This window comes from Salmonella sp. 32120201201600049SM (genome assembly GCF_017572835.1).
GTDB classification, from domain to species: Bacteria; Pseudomonadota; Gammaproteobacteria; order Enterobacterales; family Enterobacteriaceae; genus Salmonella; species Salmonella enterica.
Genome location: NZ_JAGESA010000009.1, coordinates 64,612 through 87,213 on the forward strand (window position 1 = coordinate 64,612; position 22,602 = coordinate 87,213).

Genomic DNA, 22,602 nt, shown 5'->3' on the forward strand with positions numbered 1-22,602 from the left:
GTGTACTTACTGATTTAATACATTATTATCCTTCTTACGGAACAACAACGGCAGATTGCGGCTGTTGAACAAGGATTTTAATCAGCAGTGGTGAAATTAAGCGGCACAGAATAACACAGCGGAATATCACATGGTTAAATATCACCCCGTGCATGTAACAAAAAACCGCATTAAAACAGATGATGTTACTGATATTTATTTCGTTGAACCCTTCTGGAAAGAAGGCGAAAACCACATAATTGAGTCATTGATGTTTTTTGAAGAGTTACAAAAGTCATTTAATTTATTCAACCATAAATATGGGTTAAATAAATATATACTCAGGATTCCCTGGGAATTTGTGCTCATACATATGGAAAGGATCAGTAAATTAAATAGCGTCGGGTTATTTGCTGTTTCTGTTGACTTTAATAACAACCACAAATTTCTGAGCGAGTACATCAGGAGTCGCAGAGATTATGGTATGGAAGTTTGGTTTGATTTTTGTGGTAAACATTCTTATTCCAGTGAAATTAAAAACCTTGGGTTCTTTTTTCAGGCTTGCGTAGTGCCTCGTGATCCTAATTTTATTAGTAGTGTTTATCATTATCATAAGTTCCAAAAGATTCTTGTCGGGGATATAAATGATGTAGAACAGAGGGCCGTGTACCAGAACGAAGTTGATTACATGTATGGAATGCAATGGCCATCGTCATATGACGGTTTTTTCTTTCGGGATCATAAAAAAAATGAAACTTGGTGTATATAACAGAAGGAGTGAAAATTTGAATCAAAAATATCTTATTTATTTTTTGTTTAATTATTGTTTTGTTTTTTATTACGATTAAATATAAAGAACATCATTGTTCGTGCGGTGGGGAGGCTGGAAGTTTAGGGGATGACCGTTTATCAACAATTTTATTACAGCCACCATACGAATGGTTTATATATGCACTAGATGTATTATTTTAGTTTAATATATCGATGGTTGCTATTTGCATTGATGATGTTCCGTTACATTAAGGAATATGCATCTGTATCTCGTTATACGCACACTCACATTACTAATCATTATTAATATGAGTGTGGTTCTTGTTTTACGCATGCATGGTTGCATGTGACGTTAAATTTAAATGAGCTGACTGTATGAATTCTAAATACTTTAGAGAGGTGTTTTTTGTCTCGGTAGTTGTTATATTATTATTTTATTTGGTGTTATTTGCAGCCAGTGCTCATGCTGAAGGCGGCTTCAGCTCTGGAGGCATTGGGTTATTTATGACGGGAACAAGAGAGATGCTACTGTAGAGATAATAAATTCTGCTAAAGATTCCCCAATTCTTGTGCATTGACATCCTCCACGTCCTGAAGGGCGTGGGTTCCTGCTCCAACGGGCTGCCTGACTGCACGCTCCTTCCACAGGCAAGCACGGCGTGTCCCGCTCTAAAATGTTACGCGCGCCGTTTACATCGGCGTTCGCAGTATATCTTCATACCAGACACTTGTAAGTATCTCGCATAATCGTGCCATTCACATTTAGAGATCATACAACAGGACGGGGCTGTTTTTGGGCAGCCGGAAGTTAAGCCCATACCAGAAACGTTGCAGTGTACTGAAAAATGGCGCCAGGTTGCACCTGTTCAACGATTTTCTGAAGGCGCAGGAGTATTCATTACTGATATCCTCCATTGCGCCTTCGGGAACCCACAGGACCAGCTATTTTACCGATAGTGTTTAAAAGGCGTAAGTAATGCCGAGCATGAAGTCATTGGAGGCAGCCTTTGTGTCTGCATCATAAGCGGTATGTTCATCACCAGCATAGTGATTTTTTGAAATGCTTACTTTGCCAGCATTAATGTATTTATAACTGGCGTCAATCATAATATTATCTGTTACAGCATATTTTGCACCGATACCTGCGCCCCAGGCAAAGTTATTTTTTGAAGCAGACAGAGTTTCATTAATACCAAAACCAACAGGAATGGTGTTATTACTTAGCTTCACATGAGCGAGGCCAACGCCTGCGCTGATATAGGGAGTAAATGCCGTACTATTGTGAAAATCATAATAGCCATTAACCATGTAAGTGGTCATTCGGATCTGATTTTTTACATTTATGTGTACTGGATCACCAAATGCAATAATATCCTGCCCGCCTTTAGCATCCGTCTCACCTCTGAAAGTGGTATCCAGTTCTAAACGTACTGGAAGCTGGAATGGATCATAAAAGTCATACCCGATAGCAACCCCGCCGCCAAAAACGCCTTTGGTACGGTCAGGTAACGTTGCATGACCATTGACTATCTCATCCTGGCTGAAGGTTGAGTTGATTCCATAGACATTGACTACGGATGTTCCCGCTTTCCCGGTGATATAGATCCCTTCTTTTGCTGATGCAGTAGCGGACCAGGCTACCACAAGGGGAATGATGCAGACTGCGAAAAAGTTTTTCATTTCAGAACCTGCCTTAATATTGGGCTAAAAGACAAGTTTCACGGTATAGGGTGTGATATAACGATTACATAAACGAAGCCCAAAAAACGGTCTATTGTAACGCTGGGTTTTCTGTAAGCGGGTAAAAAATGAGATGAAAATTTTAAATAACAATACGATAATCGTCGGTATGGAAATCCATCTCCTCGCCAAATTGCCCCACGTACGGTTTCACTTCTACGTTATGTAACGGGTAGTGTTAGATAGAGCGATGCTGTAACAAAAAGATGAAGATGAATTTGTACCCGACCTGGATAAAGCCCGTTATCCAGGAATAACGGGCAAAAATATTTACTCAAGTGCCTGGGCGAGATCTTGTTGTACCTGTTGACGCTGTTCTGGTGTTAAGACTTTGCTTAAATCAAAATAATATTTAACCCGATAATAGCGAGCCTGTTGTTCTATGTTACTGAAGGCTGCAAGCTGCTGTTTTACGGCGGCGTCATCCCATTTACCGGATTTAATCACCTCTATCAGCGCACCGTCTTTAATTCCCTTCATAGAAATCTGACTGACGTCGGTTTCCAGTTGTTGGTGAAGTTTTTTGATCCGGGTAATCTGATCGTTTGTCAGCTTCAGATGCTGGACAATAGGATCCTGGGCGGGCAGGGGAGGATTGGGGACAGCGGTGGCGAAAGCGCCAAAAGAAACGCCCGCCAGAGTCGCTGCCAGTAAAGTTGTGCGTACAAAGTTTTTCATGAAGATATCCTGATAAGGGAGTGATTAACCGTTTTTATTACCCACGAATGGCGAGCAATTATCTTAGAGCCTATCCCATTAGGGCTATTTTACTTGCCATTTTGGACCTGGGCAGTGCTCAAAATCCTCACGTACTACGTGTACGCTCCGGTTTTTGCGCGCTGTCCGTGTCCAAACTGGCTGCGCCAATAACGCCTGGTGGGATAGGCTCTTAGTCAGAATACGTTGCCTGCCACATTACGCCACGCGAATTTGTTTTACGGAGAGTTACGGAGTGAAACAATCCCGCCGCGGTGAGCGGCAGGTTGCTTACAAGGTGAATGGATCGGCATCGCGCCAGGCTGGAAATTTTTCGCGATAGTCCTGCAAGGCGACGAGAGAAAGATCGGCATCAATACGTGTCGCCTGGTGTGGTTCGGCGGTGGCGATAATATCACCCTGGGGATTAATGATCCGGCTATCGCCGCGATAATGTAACCCGTTACCATCGGTGCCAACCCGGTTGCAGCCTGCGACATAAGCCTGATTTTCAATAGCGCGCGCCGTCAGTAATGTTTGCCAGTGTAGCGAGCGCGGCGCGGGCCAGTTCGCTACATACAGCGCCAGATCGTAATCATTGCGGTTGCGTGACCATATCGGAAAGCGCAGATCGTAACAGATCAGCGGCAGAATGCGCCAACCGCGCCACTGCACGATGATGCGTTTATCGCCTGCGGCATAATGTTGATGTTCATCCGCCATACGAAAGAGATGGCGCTTATCATAGAGATGAACCTTGCCTTCCGGTTCAACCAGTAAGAAGCGATTTACGGCGCCGCGCTCAGTTTGTAGCGCCGCGCTGCCGGCAATCAGAGCGTCAGTTTGTCGGGCTTTGGCCTGCATCCACGTAATCACGCTATCTTGCGAAAGTGAGTTATTAGCGGCCTCCATCGCGAAGCCGGTGGTAAACATTTCAGGCAGAACAATCACATCCCGGCCAGATATGAGCTCTAGCTGTCTGTCAAAATGACGCAGGTTTGCCGGGCCGTCCATCCAGACTAAAGGTTGTTGCAACAGAGTAATTTTCAAACCAGACACGATCGGAGCTCCTCATTGAACAGCGTCTTTACACTGTAGCATGAGCAATAATAAAAAAGCGGCAAGAAAAAGCCCCGCGAAAGCGGGGCAGGAAAGAGGCGAGACTGATTATGCGGCTTCGACTTTACGCACTTTCTCCGGCAGCTTTACCGGTTTGGTCGCCAGCGCTTCAGGTTCAAAATCATCAACGTTGATACTGCGCAGGCGGCTCTCTTCCGCTTTCGCCAGAATGGCGGCTTCATCTTTATCTATAAGCCCTTTCGCCAGCGCATTGCGCGCCAGTTCATCCAGACGAGTAAACGGCAGATTTTTACCCAGTTCTTTGCAGATGCGCTGGTGGATAGGGTCGGCAGCGATGACATCACGCAGCGCTTCTTCCAGTAAACCGACCGGATTATGTTCGGCGGGCGTCAGATACTGACCGCGCCCAATGCGTGAACGTGTGGCGTTCGGCACCTGCAGGATCTTCGCCACGGCGTGATCCAGCTTATCAGACGGCGCCAGATAATGACGGCCAGTCGGGAAGATCATCGCGGTGAGCAATCCGGCCACGACGCGGTTCGGGAAGTTCTGCAGCAGATCGTCCATCGCTTGTTCAGCACGATACAGCGCATCCTGTACGCCCCAGTGCACCAGCGGCAGGTCGGCTTCGTGGCGACCTTCGTCGTCGTAACGCTTCAGTACGGCTGAGGCCAGATAAAGCTGACTCAACACATCGCCCAGACGCGCGGAGATACGCTCGCGGCGTTTCAGGCTGCCGCCCAGTACCGCCATTGACACGTCAGACAGCAGCGCCAGGTTTGCGCTCAGTCGGTTCAGATGCTGGTAATAACGCTTCGTGGCGTCGCCGGTTGGCGTATGGCTCGTTAATCCGCGGGTCAGGCCAAGCCAGAAACTGCGGACGGTATTGCTGCCGACATGGCCAATATGTTTAAACAACAGTTTATCAAAGGCATTCACATCATTATTCTGCGCTGCGGCCATCTCTTCCAGTACATAAGGATGGCAGCGAATGGCGCCCTGACCAAAGATCATCATGCTACGGGTCAGGATATTCGCGCCTTCCACGGTGATCGCGATAGGCGCGCCCTGGTAAGCACGCGCCAGGAAGTTGCTCTCGCCCAGCATAATGCCTTTACCCCCAGTGATATCCATCGCGTCGATAATGGACTGCTGGCCGCGGTGGGTGCAGTGGTACTTCACGATAGCCGACAGTACCGCCGGTTTTTCACCCAGCATAATGCCGTAGGTGATTAACGATGCGGCGGCATCCATCACATAAGCGTTACCTGCAATACGCGCCAGCGGTTCTTCAATACCTTCCATCTTGCCGATAGAAATTTTGAACTGACGACGAATGTGAGCATAGGCGCCGGTTGCCAGCGCGACGGATTTCACCCCGCCAGTGGAGTTGGACGGCAGGGTAATACCGCGTCCTACCGACAAACATTCCACCAGCATACGCCAGCCCTGTCCGGCCATTTTGGGGCCGCCGATAATATAATCAATAGGCACGAAAATATCGTTACCGCGGGTTGGGCCATTCTGGAACGGAACGTTAAGCGGGAAGTGACGACGACCAATTTCCACACCCGGCGTTGAGGTAGGGATCAGGGCGCAGGTAATACCCAGCTCTTCTTCTCCGCCTAACAATCTATCCGGATCGGAAAGCTTAAACGCCAGGCCCAACACGGTAGCTATCGGCGCCAGCGTAATGTAACGCTTGTTCCAGGTCAGGCGCATACCCAGCACCTGCTGGCCCTGCCATTCGCCCATGCAAACCACGCCGGTATCCGGAATGGCGCCTGCATCAGAACCTGCTTCCGGGCTGGTCAGCGCAAAGCAGGGGATCTCCTGGCCGCGCGCCAGTCGCGGCAGATAGTGATTCTTCTGCTCTTCCGTACCATAGTGCTGCAACAACTCGCCAGGGCCGAGTGAGTTTGGAACGCCGACGGTGATAGCCAGAATCCCGGAGACGCCGGACAGTTTTTGCAGTACACGGGACTGCGCATAAGCGGAGAACTCCAGCCCGCCATACTCTTTTTTAATGATCATCGCAAAAAAACGATGCTCTTTCAGATAAGCCCACAGTTCCGGCGGCAGATCCGCCAGTTCATGGGTAATCTGGAAATCGTTCGCCATCCGGCACGCTTCTTCTACCGGACCGTCGAGAAACGCTTGCTCTTCGGCAGTGAGTTGCGGTTGCGGATAGTTGTGCAGTTTTTTCCAGTCTGGCTTGCCCTGGAACAGATCGCCTTCCCACCAGGTTGTACCGGCATCAATCGCTTCTTTCTCAGTGCGCGACATCGGCGGCATGACCTTACGGAAGCCGCGGAACACCGGTGCGGAAATCATTGATTTTCGCATCGGTGTGAGGTTAAACGGCACGAGGATAATGGCCAGAGGAACCAACAGCCAGATGGACCACAGGCCAGCGACGCCAAGTGCGGCGGTCCAGGCGAGCAGAATCAGGCTGCTGAGAAATAAACTCACGCGGTGATAGAACAATGCGCCGAGCAGAACAACCGTAGCGATAATACTCAAAATCATCATAACGAAAAGCTCCCTTGCTTGTAGGAGGTCTGACCACTTGTGATGATTAGGTTGTAGTGGATGTAAAATCTTTTAGCAATGTGTTTACAAAATAATTACAACAAAGCTCACATTGTTGCCGTTTTTGGGGGCACGAAAAATCAAAAGCGTGAGGCGTTAATTCGGCTTATGCTTCTCGCCTGTACTGCTATCCGGTACACTGCATACTGTCATTTACATTCATGCTGAAGGATATCCTCATGTACCAGGATCTTATTCGTAACGAACTGAACGAAGCGGCGGAAACGCTGGCTAATTTTTTAAAAGATGACGCCAATATTCACGCCATTCAGCGCGCGGCGGTCCTGTTGGCTGACAGTTTTAAAGCGGGTGGTAAGGTACTTTCCTGCGGTAACGGCGGCTCCCATTGCGATGCGATGCACTTTGCTGAAGAGCTGACAGGTCGTTATCGTGAAAATCGTCCGGGCTACCCGGCAATTGCGATTTCTGATGTTAGCCATATATCCTGCGTCAGTAATGATTTTGGCTATGACTATATTTTCTCTCGTTACGTTGAGGCGGTAGGGCGCGAAGGCGATGTCCTGTTAGGGATCTCGACGTCGGGTAACTCTGGTAACGTGATTAAAGCGATTGCCGCGGCCCGTGAAAAAGGCATGAAAGTGATTACGTTGACCGGCAAAGACGGCGGCAAAATGGCGGGAACGGCGGATATTGAAATTCGCGTACCGCACTTCGGTTATGCCGATCGTATTCAGGAAATTCATATCAAAGTAATTCATATCCTGATTCAACTGATCGAAAAAGAGATGGTTAAATAACTATACCCGTCATACTTCAAGCTGCAGGTGCGTTGGTTGCGCTCAGAAACCCCAGTCACATAGTTATCTATGTTCCTGGGGATTTCCTCCCTTACCGCCTTCCTGCAACTCGAATTATTTAGGGTATAGCATATTGTTTTCTTTGATATTTTGAGATTTGATTGGCTGTAAAAATTACGCCTTCCCGCTTAAGGCGTTTGTGGAGGTGATGTATGTGCGAACTGCTTGGGATGAGCGCCAATGTGCCGACGGATATCTGCTTTAGCTTCACCGGACTGGTGCAGCGTGGCGGCGGAACCGGGCCGCATAAAGACGGCTGGGGAATTACCTTTTACGAAGGAAAGGGCTGTCGCACGTTTAAAGATCCGCAACCGAGCTACCATTCGCCGATTGCGAAACTGGTACAGAATTACCCGATCAAGTCCTGCTCGGTTATCGCCCATATCCGTCAGGCTAATCGCGGTGAAGTGGCGCTGGAAAATACGCACCCTTTTACCCGGGAATTATGGGGACGCAACTGGACTTATGCTCATAACGGTCAGCTCAACGGTTATAAGTCGCTGGAAACCGGTAATTTTCGTCCGGTGGGGGAAACCGACAGCGAAAAAGCGTTTTGCTGGCTATTGCATAAATTAACGCAGCGTTATCCCCGCACGCCGGGCAATATGACGGCGGTATTTAAATATATTGCGACACTGGCGACGGTATTACGTGAAAAAGGCGTTTTTAACATGCTGCTGTCAGATGGGCGATATGTGATGGCGTTTTGCTCAACCCATTTGCACTGGATCACTCGCCGGGCGCCGTTTGGCGTAGCCACGCTGGTGGATCAGGATATGGAAATTGATTTCAGTTCACAGACCACGCCAAATGACGTGGTTACCGTGATTGCTACCCAGCCGCTAACGGGGAATGAAACCTGGCAAAAGATTATGCCAGGCGAATGGGCATTATTTTGCCTCGGAGAGCGTATAATTTGAGGCCAGCTGTGGCTGAACGACTTCGTGACTCAACGGTTTGCTCACGACGTAACGCCCATCAACGATAGAAACAGTTGGCGGCTTATGCGTCTGTTCAAAATAATCGTAGCCGGGTTTTAGCTGCGCCCAGAAATCTTTGTAATATGAATATTTATGACGCTGCATATTGGCGTCGGTCATCCGGAACGGATAAATACTCACCTGCACGCTCGGCTGACCAAAGACCAGCGCGGCGGTGACAAACTGGAAAATCTCATCAATGCCGCTGTCGGTCATGGCATAGCAGCCGACGGAAACACAGGCGCCGTGAATCATCAGATATTTACCATCATAGCCATGCGCGCGATCGTAGGCATTGGGAAAACCAATGTTGATGGCCTTATAAAAACGGCTGTCTGGCTTGAGTTGATTGCGCTGAACGCTGTAAAACCCTTCCGGACTTTTAAAATCGCCCTGACGGCGTTTCGGGCCTAACCCACCGGAATAGTTGCAAATTTTGTAGCTATCAAGCAACTGGTATTGCTCACCCATTTTGACGTAGAGATCAAGAGTGCGCTCTTCTTTAAAAATCTGAATATAGACCGGTGAGCCCATTAACTGCTGCTTATACTCTTTACTGACCGGCGTGACGGGGCTGCTGCTGCTCAGCAAACCGGCAAATGAGACGCACGGCATCAGAAGCATCGCAAGAAAAAATGCGATTTTACGCATACTGCTTGTTCCTTGATAAAACGGTTACACACGCCAGAACGGCAAAAGAGTCCCCAAATCGGAGTAATCTGGATTTGGAGCGCTCACATTAGCACCACGGCAGTTTTTCGCAAGTCCCCGTGTGTACGTTTACAATTTTCCCGCCGCTTTCGTCGTCATACCTTCGAATATGTCGCATTTTTAACGCGAATGTCTCTTTGCGCGCAATAAAACATACTGTACACTTAAACAGTATTGTGGGGGCGAGCGATGCGCAAAATCATACATGTTGATATGGACTGTTTTTTTGCCGCGGTAGAGATGCGTGATAATCCGGCGTTACGCGATATTCCCATTGCCATTGGCGGGAGTCGTGAGCGTAGAGGCGTTATCAGTACCGCCAACTATCCTGCGCGCCAGTTTGGCGTACGTAGCGCGATGCCGACCGCCATGGCGCTAAAACTGTGCCCCCATCTCACCTTATTGCCTGGCCGCTTTGACGCCTATAAAGAGGCTTCGCGGCATGTACGTGACATCTTTTCCCGCTACACTTCACTGATTGAACCGCTCTCGCTGGATGAAGCCTGGCTGGATGTGACTGACAGCCCGCACTGTTATGGTTCGGCGACGCTGATCGCCAGGGAGATTCGTCAGACTATTTTCAATGAACTGCAACTCACCGCCTCCGCCGGCGTTGCGCCAGTGAAATTTCTGGCGAAGATCGCCTCCGATCTCAATAAACCGAACGGACAATATGTTATTACGCCAGCCGATGTACCCGGCTTTCTTAAAACGTTGCCGTTAGCCAAAATTCCAGGCGTGGGGAAAGTTTCCGCCGCCAAACTGGAAAATATGGGGTTAAGAACCTGCGGGGATATTCAACAGTGCGATCTGGCGATGCTTCTCAAACGCTTTGGTAAATTTGGCCGGGTATTATGGGAGCGTAGTCAGGGTATTGACGAGCGTGATGTTAACAGCGAAAGGCTGCGTAAATCGGTAGGCGTTGAGCGTACTCTGGCGGAGGATATTCATGAGTGGTCGGACTGCGAGGCCATTATTGAACATTTATATCCGGAACTGGAGCGTCGTCTGGCTATAGTAAAGCCCGATTTACTGATTGCCCGCCAGGGCGTTAAATTAAAATTTAATGATTTTCAGCAAACCACTCAGGAACATGTCTGGCCGCAATTAAATAAAGAAGACTTAATTACCACCGCCCGTAAAACCTGGGACGAGCGTCGCGGCGAGCGCGGCGTACGGCTGGTGGGGCTACACGTAACGCTGCTCGACCCTCAGTTGGAACGACAGTTGGTGTTAGGGTTATAAGTCAGGCTATTAAGATTTTATCACTATTACGATTGCGCCATCTAAATTTCAGTATTACTATGCCCGCGCTTTCTCATTCTCAATAACTGCAAAGGAGGTTCATCATGACACTTTATTCTCTGAACGCACTTTGCAGACCTTTCCAGGATTAATTTTCTTTTATTGCTCTGGATTAGTCTGCCATTTCCTGATTTTTTAATTCATATATGGAATGGTATATGGGCAATTATATTCGTCCTTTATCAGATGTGGTATTTTCTATCGCATCGGATAACCTGTGGATCGAAGATTCCGCGATCCAACAATTATATACGACGGCTAAGTTAACCGGTATGAAACGCGTTATCGGGATGCCAGATCTGCATCCGGGGCGCGGCTACCCTATTGGCGCAGCCTTTTTCTCGCGTGGACGTTTTTATCCGGCGCTGGTCGGCAACGATATCGGCTGCGGCATGGCGTTATGGCAAACGGATATTTTAGGGCGTAAATATAACGCCGATAAACTGGAGAAGCGACTGGCGTCGCTGACTGACGTGGCGGACGCGCAGTGGCTGGAGGAGAATGTCCCCGTCGCAATGCAGCATCATTCGTGGCGCTCTGCGCTGGGTTCCATTGGCGGCGGCAATCATTTTGCCGAGCTGCAACAGGTCGATCGCATCGTCGATGCTGATTCGTTCGCTTTGTCGGGGTTGCAAAAAGCGCAGTTATTACTGTTGGTACACAGTGGTTCACGCGGTCTGGGGCAAGCTATCCTGCGTCGTCATGTGGAGGCGTTTTCGCATAACGGTTTGCCGGAAGATAGCGACGATGCGCGCCGCTACCTTGCAGAACATGACGATGCGCTGGCATTTGCCCGCAGTAATCGCGCGCTGATTGCCCGCCGGATACTGCAACAGCTCAGGGCTGAGGGCGAACCGCGGCTGGATGTGGCGCATAACTTCGTTGAACCCTGTACTGTCGCGGGTGAGGCGGGGTGGCTGCACCGTAAAGGCGCTACGCCAGATGGGCAGGGACTGGTGATTATCCCCGGCTCGCGCGGCGATTATAGCTGGCTGGTGAAACCCGTCGTCAGCGAGGAGAGCCTCTTCTCCCTGGCGCACGGCGCGGGGCGCAAATGGATGCGTACCGAGTGTAAAGACCGGTTATCGGCAAAATTTACCCCGCGACAGCTCTGCCGTACCGGGATGGGTAGCCGGGTGATTTGCCGCGATCGCCAGCTCATTTATGAAGAAGCGCCGCAGGCGTATAAATCCATCGATAGCGTTGTGGATTGTCTGGCAGACGCCGGACTGATTACGCCGGTTGCCTGCCTGCGTCCGGTGCTGACGCTGAAAACCTCAGGGGAGAAAAGCGCATGATCTTACTGCAACTTTCTTCCGCACAGGGACCGGACGAGTGTTGTCTGGCGGTAAAAAAAGCGCTGGATTGTCTGACGAAAGAAGCCGCCAGAGAAAAGGTATCGCTGACACGGCTTGAAACAGAGCCGGGACGATTACCAGACACGCTGCGTTCCGCGCTGGTCTCGCTGGACGGCGAAAAAGCCATGGCTTTCAGTGAACGTTGGTGCGGCACGTTACTGTGGATTTGTACCAGCCCGTATCGCCCGCACCATGGGCGAAAAAACTGGTACGTCGGCATTGGGCGCTTTTCCGCCGACGAACACATACAGTCTGATGAGATTCGTTTCGAGACTCTGCGCTCTTCCGGCCCGGGTGGGCAGCACGTTAATAAAACCGACTCGGCAGTGCGGGCCACGCACCTGGCGAGCGGGATTAGCGTGAAGGTTCAGTCGGAGCGCAGTCAACATGCGAATAAGCGTCTGGCCCGGCTGCTGATTGCCTGGCGGCTGGAACAGCAACGGCAAAATGAGTGTGCGGCGTTGAAGTCTGAAAGGCGTCTGTTCCATCATCAGATTGAGCGCGGCAATCCGCTACGGATATTTAAAGGAATGGCGTTTACGCCACAATAATTCGGTGCTACCAGCGCTGTTATAGGGCTGTCCGGCTATTCGCGTGTAGCCGCAGCGCTATTCAGCGCATCCAGGAGAGCTTATCTGGCAATGGATACCCGATATTCCATATTGATAGCCCGTACCAGAAATGGGACGGGCATTTTAGCGCTTTCTTACTTCGCAGGAATCGCTTTCAGCAATTCGGTCAGCAGAGTCCAGTAGTGGCCGACGCTTTCGATATGTACCTGCTCATCCGGAGAGTGAGGTCCGGTAATGGTAGGCCCAATAGAAACCATGTCCATATCCGGATAGGGTTTCTTAAACAGACCGCATTCCAGGCCGGCGTGGATAATCTGGATGTTCGGTGTCTTGTTGAACAGACGCTGATAGGTTTCCCGCACCAGGTGCATCACCGGCGAGTTCGCATCGGGCTGCCAGCCAGGATAGCTGCCTTTTGCTTCGGTTTTCGCGCCAGCCAGCTTGCCCAGCGAATCCAGCATACTCACCACATAATCTTTACCGCTGTCGATAAGAGAGCGAATCAGGCAGTGAATTTCGACATTCGCATCAGACATTGTGACCACGCCAACGTTCAGCGATGTTTCCACTACGCCTTTCGCCACGTCTGAATTGCGGATCACGCCGTTCGGCGTTGCGTTCAGCAGGCGCACAAAGGTATCGCGTGACGGCGCGGTCAATGCGGCTTTATCACTGGCAACCTCATTGAGTTGCAGCGTCAGGTTTTTCTCTTTTTCCGCCAGTTCGTTTTTCAGAATATCCTGGTAAGCGTTCACTAACGTTTTCAGAGCGCCTACGTTGTCTGCGGCAACGGCGAGGGTAGCGAACGCTTCGCGCGGAATCGCGTTACGCAGCGTGCCGCCGTTGAAATCGATCAGACGCAGATCCAGTTCTTCTGCGTGCCCGGCCAGAAAACGCGCCAGCAATTTGTTAGCATTGCCAAGGCCGAGGTGAATTTCACCACCGGAGTGGCCGCCTTTCAGGCCTTTCAGGGTTAGCTTAAAGCACGCAAATCCTGCGGGTACAGCTTCACGGGTCAACGGCAGATTAGAGGTAAAATCAATACCGCCTGCGCAGCCCATATAGATCTCACCTTCTTCTTCAGAGTCAGTGTTGATCAGGATATCGGCCTGCAACCAGCCGGACTGGAGGCCGAACGCGCCATCCATGCCCGCTTCTTCGGTCATGGTCAGCAGCACTTCCAGCGGGCCGTGGACGACATTATCGTCAGCCAGTACCGCTAACGCAGAAGCCATTCCAATACCATTGTCGGCGCCGAGCGTAGTACCGCGCGCTTTAACCCATTCGCCATCAATATAAGGCTGGATAGGATCTGTAGTGAAGTCGTGAACGGTGTCGCTATTTTTTTGCGGCACCATATCCAGATGCGCCTGTAAAACGACCGGCTTGCGATTTTCCATACCTGCAGTGGCGGGCTTACGGATCAGAATATTACCGACCTGGTCGCGATCCACGTAAAGGCCTTTCTCTTTGGCCCAACTCACAATATGTTCCGCGAGTTGCTCTTCGTGATAGGACGGGTGAGGAATAGAACAGATTTTGGCAAAAATATCCCACAAAGGTTGTGGTGATAACTGAGACAGTTCAGACACGATAAGTCTCCTTGGCGGTGGTCTGAAAAACGTTCTTACAGGCCACAGGGTTAGCGGAATTGATAACTCTTACGAGATGCGACTGAGAATACCACTTTCTCCGCCTGCGGGTAGTATAAAGCATACAAAAAGAGGCGTGGATTCCGCTAAACACTGGTTTTTAGCGCGTCAGGTCTCTATAATCTCGCGCAACTATTTCCCCCTCGAACACTTTTTAAGCCGTAGATAAACAGGCTGGGACACTTCACATGAGCGAAAAATACGTCGTCACCTGGGACATGTTGCAGATTCACGCACGCAAACTGGCGAGCCGCCTCATGCCTTCAGAACAATGGAAAGGCATTATTGCCGTAAGTCGTGGCGGCCTTGTACCGGGCGCACTACTGGCGCGTGAATTGGGCATTCGTCATGTCGATACCGTATGCATCTCCAGCTACGATCACGATAACCAGCGCGAACTGAAAGTGCTGAAACGTGCAGAAGGCGACGGCGAAGGCTTTATCGTCATCGACGATCTGGTCGATACCGGCGGCACCGCCGTCGCGATTCGCGAAATGTACCCTAAAGCGCATTTCGTCACGATTTTCGCTAAACCGGCGGGCCGTCCGCTGGTTGATGATTATGTTATTGATATTCCTCAGAACACCTGGATTGAACAGCCCTGGGATATGGGTGTGGTATTTGTACCGCCGATTTCAGGTCGTTAATCAGCAGCTTTTCAGAGCGCCCGGCAATGCCGGGCGCTGTTTTATTGGTTACAATAAGCCTCTATGAGTATCCAAGGAGGCTGCACGAATGACACAGGCTAACCTCAGCGAAACCCTGTTCAAACCCCGCTTTAAACATACTGAAACGTCTACCCTTGTCCGTCGGTTCAATCGTGGGTCGCAGCCGCCCATGCAATCCGCGCTGGACGGTAAGAACGTCCCGCACTGGTATCGCATGATAAACCGCCTGATGTGGATTTGGCGCGGCATTGACCCACGAGAAATCCTTGATGTGCAGGCGCGTATTGTGATGAGCGACGCAGAGCGAACGGATGATGATTTATACGATACGGTCATCGGTTACCGCGGCGGCAACTGGATTTATGAGTGGGCAAAGCAGGCGATGGACTGGCAGCAGAAAGCCTGTCAGGAACAGGACGCCATGCGCAGCGGACGCTACTGGCTTCATGCCTCAACGCTCTATAACATTGCCGCCTACCCGCATTTGAAGGGCGATGAGCTGGCGGAGCAGGCGCAGGCGCTGGCGAATCGCGCCTATGAAGAGGCCGCGCAGCGGTTGCCAGGCTCGTTACGTGAAATGGAATTTGCCGTTCCTGGCGGTTCGCCTGTCACCGCGTTTTTACATATGCCGAAAGGGGATGGCCCGTTTCCGACGGTGCTCATGTGCGGCGGCCTGGACGCCATGCAAACCGACTATTACACCCTGTATGAACGCTATTTCGCGCCGCGCGGTATCGCGATGTTAACGCTTGATATGCCTTCGGTTGGATTTTCATCAAAGTGGAAATTAACCCAGGATTCCAGCTTGCTCCACCAGCATGTGTTAAAAGCGCTTCCTAATGTCCCCTGGGTGGATCATACCCGTGTTGCGGCGTTTGGTTTCCGTTTTGGCGCCAACGTTGCGGTGCGTCTGGCCTATCTGGAAGCGCCGCGTTTGAAAGCGGTGGCTTGCCTGGGGCCGGTGGTCCATGCGCTACTTAGCGATCCGCAACGACAGAGCACGGTGCCGGAGATGTATCTGGATGTGCTGGCCAGCCGTCTGGGTATGCATGATGCTTCGGATGAGGCGCTGCGTGTGGAGCTCAATCGCTATTCGTTGAAAGTACAGGGGCTACTGGGCAGACGTTGTCCTACGCCAATGCTTTCCGGCTTCTGGAAAAACGATCCTTTCAGCCCGGAAGAAGAGTCTCGCTTAATTACAACATCATCTTCAGACGGTAAGCTGATAGAGATCCCTTTTAACCCGGTGTACCGTAATTTTGACCACGCGCTGCAAGAAATTACCGACTGGATTAATCATAGATTGTGTTAATAGATTGATAAATTCTATTGATTTGGTAAAACAGTTGCTTCATTAAAGGAGATCGCAATGACGTTACCGAGTGGACACCCGAAAAGTAGATTGATCAAGAAATTTACCGCGCTTGGCCCCTATATCCGGGAAGGGCAGTGCGAAGACAATCGTTTTTTTTTCGATTGCCTGGCAGTTTGCGTCAACGTGAAGCCCGCGCCAGAGAAGCGTGAATTTTGGGGCTGGTGGATGGAGCTGGAAGCACAAGAGAAACGCTTCACTTATCGTTATCAGTTTGGTTTGTTTGATAAAGAGGGCAACTGGACCGCAGTGCCGATTAACGAAACCGAAGTGGTGGAGCGACTGGAATACACGCTACGCGAGTTTCATGAAAAGCTACGCGACCTGCTGATTTCTATGGAGCTGGCGCTGGAGCCGTCTGACGATTTCAACGACGAGCCGGTAAAACTGTCGGCATAACCCTGCTGTCATGCCTGATGGCGTAGCGCCATCAGGCACAATGCGACTTATCAGAACTGGTAGGTCAACCCTATTGCCACAATATCATCGTCATTAATGCCTAACGTGTTATCGCTATTAAGCTGATTGATTTTGTAATCTACAAACGCGGACATATTTTTGTTGAAGTAATAGGTTGCGCCAACGTCAATGTAATTCACCAAATCCTCACTGCCGACGCCCTCAATATCTTTGCCTTTTGACAGCACATAGCCTAATGACGGACGCAGACCAAAATCAAACTGATACTGGATAACTGCTTCGAAGTTTTGGGTTTTATTGGCAAATCCGCCGGAAACTGGCGTCATGTTGCGGGTTTCTGAATAGAAGGTCGCAATATAAATATCATTCGCGTCATACTTTACACCCGTAGCCCAGGCTTCGGCTTTATCGCCCGTACCGCGGCGCTGCAGATTTTGCTCCCTGGTGCGATCGGAGAGAGTATAAGCGCCGCTGACGGCAAAATCGCTGCCGCCGAAATCATAGCTCACGGATGTGCCGAAGCCGTCGCCGTTTTGCTTTTTCACATCGCGATTTTCGTTTTTCCCCTGATACTGTAAGGTAAGATCCAGTCCATCAACGATGCCGAAGAAATCGGTATTGCGGTAAGTCGCCAGCCCGCTGGCGCGTTTAGTCATAAAATTATCGGTCTGGGCGGAAGAGTCGCCGCCGAATTCGGGAAACATATCCGTCCAGGCCTCAACATCGTACAGCGCGCCCAGGTTACGTCCATAGTCAAAAGAACCGATATCTTTTAATTTCAGGCCAGCAAAGGCCAGGCGGGTTTTTTGCTGGGACGAATCACTTTCGGCTTTATTACCGGCAAACTCAGCTTCCCAGCGCCCGTAGCCGGTCAATTGATCGTTAATTTGCGTTTCGCCTTTAAAACCAAAACGAACGTAGCTTTGATCGCCATCTTTGCTGTCATAATCGCTCATATAGTGCATGGCTTTAACTTTTCCATACACATCAAGCTTATTACCGTTTTTATTGTAAACCTCGGCGGCGTGAACAGATGCTGATGCGATGATACTCACCACTATTGCCAGAGTGCTCTTATTCATTTCCATTCCTGTTTTAATTACGCGCTATGATTTGTCGGGAGACCCGGTAAAAAACAGGAAGGTTTTTAACGTTCGGTAATGAAAGATTTATGACAAAGTGAGAATTTTTTTAAAAAAATATGTTTAATTGTTGCGGTAATAAAATGGTCAAATTCCGCCGCTACGCTTGCTGATCCTGCGCAACAAAATTTCACGCTATGCGTACAGGTTGTTGGCAACCGGAGCCAGTCCTGCTAAAACGTTCATTTGGTCTTTATTTCTTATTTTGAACGGCAGAGAATCATGAGTGACAGCCAGACGCTGGTCGTAAAACTCGGCACCAGCGTGCTAACAGGCGGATCGCGCCGCCTGAACCGTGCCCATATCGTAGAACTTGTCCGCCAGTGCGCGCAGCTACACGCCGCGGGACATCGTATTGTTATTGTTACCTCTGGCGCGATTGCCGCCGGACGTGAACATCTCGGCTACCCGGAACTGCCGGCAACGATCGCCTCTAAACAGCTTCTGGCGGCGGTAGGGCAAAGCCGCCTGATTCAACTGTGGGAGCAGTTGTTTTCAATTTACGGTATCCATATCGGGCAGATGCTGTTGACGCGTGCGGATATGGAAGACAGAGAGCGCTTTCTGAACGCCCGCGATACGCTACGTGCATTACTGGATAACCATATTGTGCCGGTTATCAATGAAAATGATGCCGTTGCGACAGCGGAAATTAAAGTGGGCGATAACGATAACCTCTCCGCGCTGGCGGCTATCCTGGCAGGCGCGGATAAACTGCTGCTGCTGACCGATCAGCAAGGATTATTTACCGCCGATCCGCGTAGCAATCCGCAGGCGGAGCTTATCAAAGATGTGTATGGCGTTGACGATGCGCTGCGCTCTATCGCGGGAGACAGCGTTTCCGGGCTGGGAACCGGTGGTATGAGCACTAAGCTTCAGGCGGCAGACGTAGCCTGTCGCGCGGGTATTGATACGATTATTGCCTCAGGCAGTAAACCGGGCGTGATCGGCGATGTGATGGAGGGGATTTCCGTCGGCACCCGTTTTCATGCGCAAGCCTCGCCGCTGGAAAACCGCAAACGTTGGATCTTCGGCGCGCCGCCGGCAGGTGAAATTACGGTTGATGAAGGCGCGACCGCGGCAATGCTGGAACGTGGCAGTTCACTTCTGCCAAAAGGCATCAAAAGCGTGACGGGCAATTTCTCGCGGGGGGAGGTCATCAGAATTTGTAACCTGCAAGGGCGTGATATTGCTCATGGCGTCAGCCGTTATAACAGTGATGCTCTGCGGCGGATAGCCGGTCACCACTCTCAACAAATCGATGCGATTCTGGGCTATGAATATGGCCCGGTCGCTGTTCATCGTGATGACATGATTACTCGATAAGGAACAGGCATATGCTGGAACAAATGGGCATTGCTGCTAAAGCGGCGTCGTATAAGCTGGCGCTGCTCTCCAGCGGCGAAAAAAATCGCGTGCTGGAAAAAATAGCCGATGAACTGGAAGCGCAAATGGAAAGTATCCTCAGCGCGAACGTACAAGATGTTGAGCAGGCGCGGGCCAACGGCCTGAGCGAAGCGATGCTGGACCGCCTGGCGCTGACCCCTGCGCGTCTGAAAGCGATTGCTGACGATGTGCGCCAGGTCTGTAATCTCGCCGACCCGGTCGGGCAGGTGATCGACGGCGGTCTGCTGGACAGCGGGCTACGTCTGGAGCGCCGCCGCGTGCCGTTGGGCGTGGTTGGCGTTATCTATGAGGCGCGTCCGAATGTTACCGTTGATGTGGCTTCTTTGTGTCTGAAAACCGGTAATGCGGTGATTCTACGCGGTGGGAAAGAGACGCATCGCACGAATGCCGCAACCGTTCGTGTCATTCAGAAGGCGCTGAAAGCTTGCGGTTTACCGGAAGCGGCGGTTCAGGCGATTGATAATCCGGATCGTTCGCTGGTCAATGAAATGCTGCGTATGGATAAGTACATCGATATGCTGATCCCGCGCGGCGGCGCAGGCTTGCATAAACTGTGCCGCGAGCAATCCACCATTCCGGTGATTACCGGCGGGATTGGCGTGTGCCATATTTTTGTCGATAGCAGCGCAGACATCGCCCCGGCGCTGAAGATTATCGTCAACGCTAAAACCCAGCGCCCGAGCACCTGTAACACGGTGGAAACCTTGCTGGTGCATCAGGACATCGCAGAACGCTTTTTGCCTGCGCTGAGCAAGCAGATGGCGGAGAGCGGCGTGACGTTGCATGGGGATGAAACCGTCATGCAGGTACTGCATGGCCCTGCCAAACTGGTGCCGCTGAAACCGGAAGAGCTGGATAACGAGTTTCTGTCTCTGGATCTGAACGTTGTGGTGGTCGAAAATATGGATGGCGCTATCGCCCACATTCGCGAACATGGTACTCAGCACTCCGATGCGATTTTGACGTGTGATATGCATAATGCTGCGCGTTTCGTGAACGAAGTGGATTCCGCTGCGGTTTATGTCAACGCCTCTACCCGTTTTACCGACGGCGGGCAGTTTGGGCTTGGCGCAGAAGTGGCGGTCAGCACGCAGAAATTACATGCCCGCGGTCCGATGGGGCTTGAAGCGCTTACCACCTATAAGTGGATAGGCTTTGGCGATGGTACGATTCGTGCGTAATTAATGACGAGCGGTGCAAAAATAGCCGGTTGAGTAGCAAGGCTATTGACGCACCGCCCGGTTAGTTTTAACCTTCTACCCCGTGATTCACCCGCGTGAACACACCCTTCTCAGGGCCGATATAGCTCAGTTGGTAGAGCAGCGCATTCGTAATGCGAAGGTCGTAGGTTCGACTCCTATTATCGGCACCATCTCAAGTTCCTCAAACGTCCGTATTCATCCATAAATACACTGATTTATAACGACTTTATTGCTTTTTTGTCCATCACCGTCCGTAACCATCCAGTAGAATCCGACACTGAATGTGTATAGGATTGTGTATATGTTCCTGTTCGGTCTTGGATTCCTATCCACATGCCTTTAAACGATATGCAGATTCGCCGCGCTAAGCCTGAAACTAAAGCCTATACACTCGGAGATGGGCAAGGGTTGTCATTGCTAATTGAACCTAATGGAAGCAAGAGCTGGCGGTTCCGTTATCGTTTTGCCGGTAAGCCAAAAATGATCTCGCCGGGTGTGTATCCGACGATCACACTTGCAGATGTCAGTTCTCGTCGTGATGATGCCCGAAAACTTGTGGCAGAAGGAAAGAGCTGTGATCCTACCCGCGTAATATGGGCACAACCCTAAGCGAGGTTCTGGTTTTCAAATTGTTCCGGACTGAGACCGCCACAGGCACTGTGACGACGCCACCGATTGTAATCACACTCACTATAATTAAACACTGCTGTCCGCATTATTTCCCGGCTGACAAAGTCCTCTCCGTGGATACATTCCACCCTCAGCGTATGGAAGAAGCTTTCCGCACAGGCATTGTCGTAACAACAACCTCTGGCGCTCATACTTCCCCGCAGATTATGGCGTTTCAGTAAGCTCTGGTAATCCGTTGAACAGTACTGACCGCCTCTGTCTGTATGCACGATGACATTTTCCGGACATTTACGCCGCCACAGCGCCATCTGTAACGCATCGCAGGCAAGCTGTGCTGTCATCCGCGAGGACATCGACCAGCCAATGACTGACCGCGACCACAGATCGATAACCACGGCCAGATAAAGCCAGCCTTCACCAGTGCGAAGATACGTGATGTCACCCACCCACTTCTGATTCGGGCCGCTGGCGTAAAAGTCCTGCTTCAGCAGATTCTCTGAGACTGGCAGACCATGTTTGCGGTAACTGACCGGACGGAACCGGCGCGAGGCTTTCGCCCGCAGCCCCTGCCGACGCAGGCTGGCCGCCACGGTTTTCACGTTGAACTGGTAACCCTGAGCACGAAGCTCATCCGTCAGGCGTGGCGCACCATAGCGTTGTTTTGCGTCACTGAATGCTTCCCGGAAGACGTTATCACAGACAAGGTGGAACCGCTGACGCCGGTTTATCTGATGACGACGCTGATGCCAGACGTACCGCTTACAGATGCAGGCTATCGCCAGCGAGCTAAGCGCCCGGTTAAATACCCCAGTTGAAGTCGGTGGTGTGGAAGCCAACATGGCTGTGGCTGGCGCGTTAACGACGCCTGGATGCGACGCTCCGCTGGCGATCCTCGATTTAGGCGCAGGATCCACCGATGCCGCCATTATCAATAACGATGGCGTAGTGAAGGCGGTACACCTTGCCGGGGCGGGGAATATGGTCAGCCTGTTGATTCAAACGGAGCTCGGCTTAAGCGATCTGTTTTTGGCAGAGGAAATTAAAAAATACCCGCTGGCCAAAGTGGAGAGCCTGTTCAGCATTCGCCACGAGAACGGCGCGGTGGAGTTTTTTCGTGAACCGCTCAGCCCGTCAGTATTTGCCAAAGTGGTGTATTTGAAAGACGGCGAGCTGATCCCAGTCGATAACCAGATCTCGCTGGAGAAGATTCGTCTGGTGCGCCGTCAGGCCAAAGAGAAAGTCTTTGTGACCAACTGTCTGCGCGCGTTACGTCAGGTCTCGCCTGGCGGCTCGATTCGCGATATCACTTTTGTGGTGCTGGTAGGTGGCTCATCGCTGGATTTTGAAATTCCGCAGATGATCACCGATGCGCTGGCGCAGTACGGCGTTGTCGCCGGGCAGGGTAATATCCGTGGTACTGAAGGCCCGCGCAATGCGGTAGCGACCGGGCTGGTTTTAGCCGGAGAAGCCAAAAAATAGTGCAGAAAACAGCCGCGCAAGCGTTTAG

General features: G+C 50.9%; 19 protein-coding genes, 1 tRNA gene and 4 pseudogenes. 15 read left to right on the plus strand and 9 right to left on the minus strand.

Going from position 1 to position 22,602, the window contains the following annotated elements; all coding sequences use genetic code 11:
* Positions 1–130: 130 nt before the first annotated feature.
* Entirely contained in the window at positions 131–748 is a 618-nt protein-coding gene (tioA, locus tag J4650_RS17060; RefSeq protein ID WP_000241747.1) for a protein TioA, read from the plus strand.
* A 601-nt stretch (positions 749–1,349) separates the two neighbouring features.
* On the opposite strand, the pseudogene J4650_RS17065 reads toward tioA, so the two are convergent.
* Positions 1,350–1,483: pseudogene (locus J4650_RS17065) on the minus strand (RNA-guided endonuclease TnpB family protein); the annotation flags it as partial.
* A 35-nt stretch (positions 1,484–1,518) separates the two neighbouring features.
* Between J4650_RS17065 and J4650_RS17070 the strand changes: the two are divergent.
* Positions 1,519–1,707: a hypothetical protein gene (locus J4650_RS17070; protein ID WP_031603649.1), complete on the plus strand. Its 189-nt coding sequence runs from the start codon at positions 1,519–1,521 to the stop codon at positions 1,705–1,707.
* 3 nt (positions 1,708–1,710) lie between these two features.
* On the opposite strand, the gene pagN is transcribed toward J4650_RS17070, so the two are convergent.
* From pagN to fadE, 4 genes are all read right to left on the minus strand, one after another.
* Complete coding sequence (gene pagN / locus J4650_RS17075) at positions 1,711–2,430, minus strand: adhesin/invasin protein PagN (RefSeq protein ID WP_000787601.1); 720 nt, start codon at positions 2,428–2,430, stop codon at positions 1,711–1,713.
* A gap of 330 nt (positions 2,431–2,760) precedes the next feature.
* Positions 2,761–3,168: a Spy/CpxP family protein refolding chaperone gene (locus J4650_RS17080; RefSeq protein ID WP_000788200.1), complete on the minus strand. Its 408-nt coding sequence runs from the start codon at positions 3,166–3,168 to the stop codon at positions 2,761–2,763.
* 309 nt (positions 3,169–3,477) lie between these two features.
* Complete coding sequence (locus tag J4650_RS17085) at positions 3,478–4,245, minus strand: amidohydrolase (protein ID WP_023993808.1); 768 nt, start codon at positions 4,243–4,245, stop codon at positions 3,478–3,480.
* 108 nt (positions 4,246–4,353) lie between these two features.
* The gene (gene fadE, locus J4650_RS17090; RefSeq protein ID WP_000973041.1) at positions 4,354–6,798 is read right to left on the minus strand and encodes an acyl-CoA dehydrogenase FadE; all 2,445 of its coding nucleotides are present in this window, start codon (positions 6,796–6,798) and stop codon (positions 4,354–4,356) included.
* A 239-nt stretch (positions 6,799–7,037) separates the two neighbouring features.
* Between fadE and lpcA the strand changes: the two genes are divergently transcribed.
* Together lpcA and J4650_RS17100 are read left to right on the plus strand one after the other, a co-directional pair.
* A complete protein-coding gene (gene lpcA / locus J4650_RS17095; RefSeq protein WP_000284051.1) occupies positions 7,038–7,616 on the plus strand; it encodes a D-sedoheptulose 7-phosphate isomerase in 579 nt (192 codons plus the stop codon).
* A 212-nt stretch (positions 7,617–7,828) separates the two neighbouring features.
* Positions 7,829–8,596, plus strand: coding sequence for a class II glutamine amidotransferase (locus J4650_RS17100; RefSeq protein ID WP_000333387.1), 768 nt, complete (start codon positions 7,829–7,831; stop codon positions 8,594–8,596).
* On the opposite strand, the gene dpaA is transcribed toward J4650_RS17100, so the two are convergent.
* Entirely contained in the window at positions 8,567–9,307 is a 741-nt protein-coding gene (dpaA, locus tag J4650_RS17105) for a peptidoglycan meso-diaminopimelic acid protein amidase (RefSeq protein ID WP_001225658.1), read from the minus strand. The two genes, J4650_RS17100 and dpaA, sit on opposite strands and share 30 nt — an antisense overlap.
* 249 nt (positions 9,308–9,556) lie before the next feature.
* Here dpaA and dinB point away from each other — a divergent pair, with 249 nt between their 5' ends.
* The 3 genes from dinB to prfH all read left to right on the plus strand — a co-directional run bounded on the left by dinB (position 9,557) and on the right by prfH (position 12,581).
* Entirely contained in the window at positions 9,557–10,612 is a 1,056-nt protein-coding gene (gene dinB / locus J4650_RS17110; RefSeq protein WP_001226204.1) for a DNA polymerase IV, read from the plus strand.
* A gap of 218 nt (positions 10,613–10,830) precedes the next feature.
* On the plus strand, positions 10,831–11,970 hold the full coding sequence (locus J4650_RS17115) for an RNA ligase RtcB family protein (protein ID WP_000528902.1): 1,140 nt from the start codon (positions 10,831–10,833) through the stop codon (positions 11,968–11,970).
* Positions 11,967–12,581: a peptide chain release factor H gene (gene prfH / locus J4650_RS17120; RefSeq protein ID WP_000602086.1), complete on the plus strand. Its 615-nt coding sequence runs from the start codon at positions 11,967–11,969 to the stop codon at positions 12,579–12,581. The genes J4650_RS17115 and prfH overlap by 4 nt, the downstream gene beginning before the upstream one ends.
* Positions 12,582–12,736: 155 nt before the next feature.
* Here the strand turns inward: prfH and pepD are convergent, their stop codons facing one another.
* A complete protein-coding gene (pepD, locus tag J4650_RS17125) occupies positions 12,737–14,194 on the minus strand; it encodes a cytosol nonspecific dipeptidase (protein ID WP_001292977.1) in 1,458 nt (485 codons plus the stop codon).
* A 248-nt stretch (positions 14,195–14,442) separates the two neighbouring features.
* On the opposite strand from pepD, the gene gpt reads away from it, so the two are divergent.
* The 3 genes from gpt to crl all read left to right on the plus strand — a co-directional run bounded on the left by gpt (position 14,443) and on the right by crl (position 16,693).
* Positions 14,443–14,901 carry a xanthine phosphoribosyltransferase gene (gpt, locus tag J4650_RS17130; RefSeq protein WP_001292018.1) on the plus strand — a complete coding sequence of 153 codons (459 nt, stop codon included), beginning with the start codon at positions 14,443–14,445 and terminating at the stop codon, positions 14,899–14,901.
* Between the two features lie 88 nt (positions 14,902–14,989).
* Positions 14,990–16,234 carry an esterase FrsA gene (gene frsA / locus J4650_RS17135; RefSeq protein WP_023200507.1) on the plus strand — a complete coding sequence of 415 codons (1,245 nt, stop codon included), beginning with the start codon at positions 14,990–14,992 and terminating at the stop codon, positions 16,232–16,234.
* Positions 16,235–16,291: 57 nt separating this feature from the next.
* Positions 16,292–16,693 carry a sigma factor-binding protein Crl gene (crl, locus tag J4650_RS17140; protein ID WP_000174693.1) on the plus strand — a complete coding sequence of 134 codons (402 nt, stop codon included), beginning with the start codon at positions 16,292–16,294 and terminating at the stop codon, positions 16,691–16,693.
* A 50-nt stretch (positions 16,694–16,743) separates the two neighbouring features.
* Here the strand turns inward: crl and phoE are convergent, their stop codons facing one another.
* The gene (phoE, locus tag J4650_RS17145; protein WP_001043673.1) at positions 16,744–17,796 is read right to left on the minus strand and encodes a phosphoporin PhoE; all 1,053 of its coding nucleotides are present in this window, start codon (positions 17,794–17,796) and stop codon (positions 16,744–16,746) included.
* A 282-nt stretch (positions 17,797–18,078) separates the two neighbouring features.
* On the opposite strand from phoE, the gene proB reads away from it, so the two are divergent.
* The 4 genes and pseudogenes from proB to J4650_RS17165 form a co-directional block, all read left to right on the plus strand.
* Positions 18,079–19,182: a glutamate 5-kinase gene (proB, locus tag J4650_RS17150; protein ID WP_001285275.1), complete on the plus strand. Its 1,104-nt coding sequence runs from the start codon at positions 18,079–18,081 to the stop codon at positions 19,180–19,182.
* An 11-nt stretch (positions 19,183–19,193) separates the two neighbouring features.
* Positions 19,194–20,444, plus strand: a complete 1,251-nt coding sequence (gene proA / locus J4650_RS17155; RefSeq protein ID WP_000893225.1) for a glutamate-5-semialdehyde dehydrogenase — start codon at positions 19,194–19,196, stop codon at positions 20,442–20,444.
* 115 nt (positions 20,445–20,559) lie between these two features.
* Positions 20,560–20,635, plus strand: a tRNA-Thr gene (locus J4650_RS17160).
* A gap of 163 nt (positions 20,636–20,798) precedes the next feature.
* A pseudogene (locus tag J4650_RS17165) lies at positions 20,799–21,035 on the plus strand (Arm DNA-binding domain-containing protein); the annotation flags it as partial.
* A 35-nt stretch (positions 21,036–21,070) separates the two neighbouring features.
* On the opposite strand, the pseudogene J4650_RS17170 reads toward J4650_RS17165, so the two are convergent.
* Positions 21,071–21,850 (minus strand): annotated as a pseudogene (locus J4650_RS17170) (IS3-like element ISSty2 family transposase); the annotation flags it as partial.
* A 1-nt stretch (position 21,851) separates the two neighbouring features.
* On the opposite strand from J4650_RS17170, the pseudogene J4650_RS17175 reads away from it, so the two are divergent.
* Positions 21,852–22,574, plus strand: a pseudogene (locus tag J4650_RS17175) (diol dehydratase reactivase subunit alpha); the annotation flags it as partial.
* Positions 22,575–22,602 lie beyond the last annotated feature (28 nt).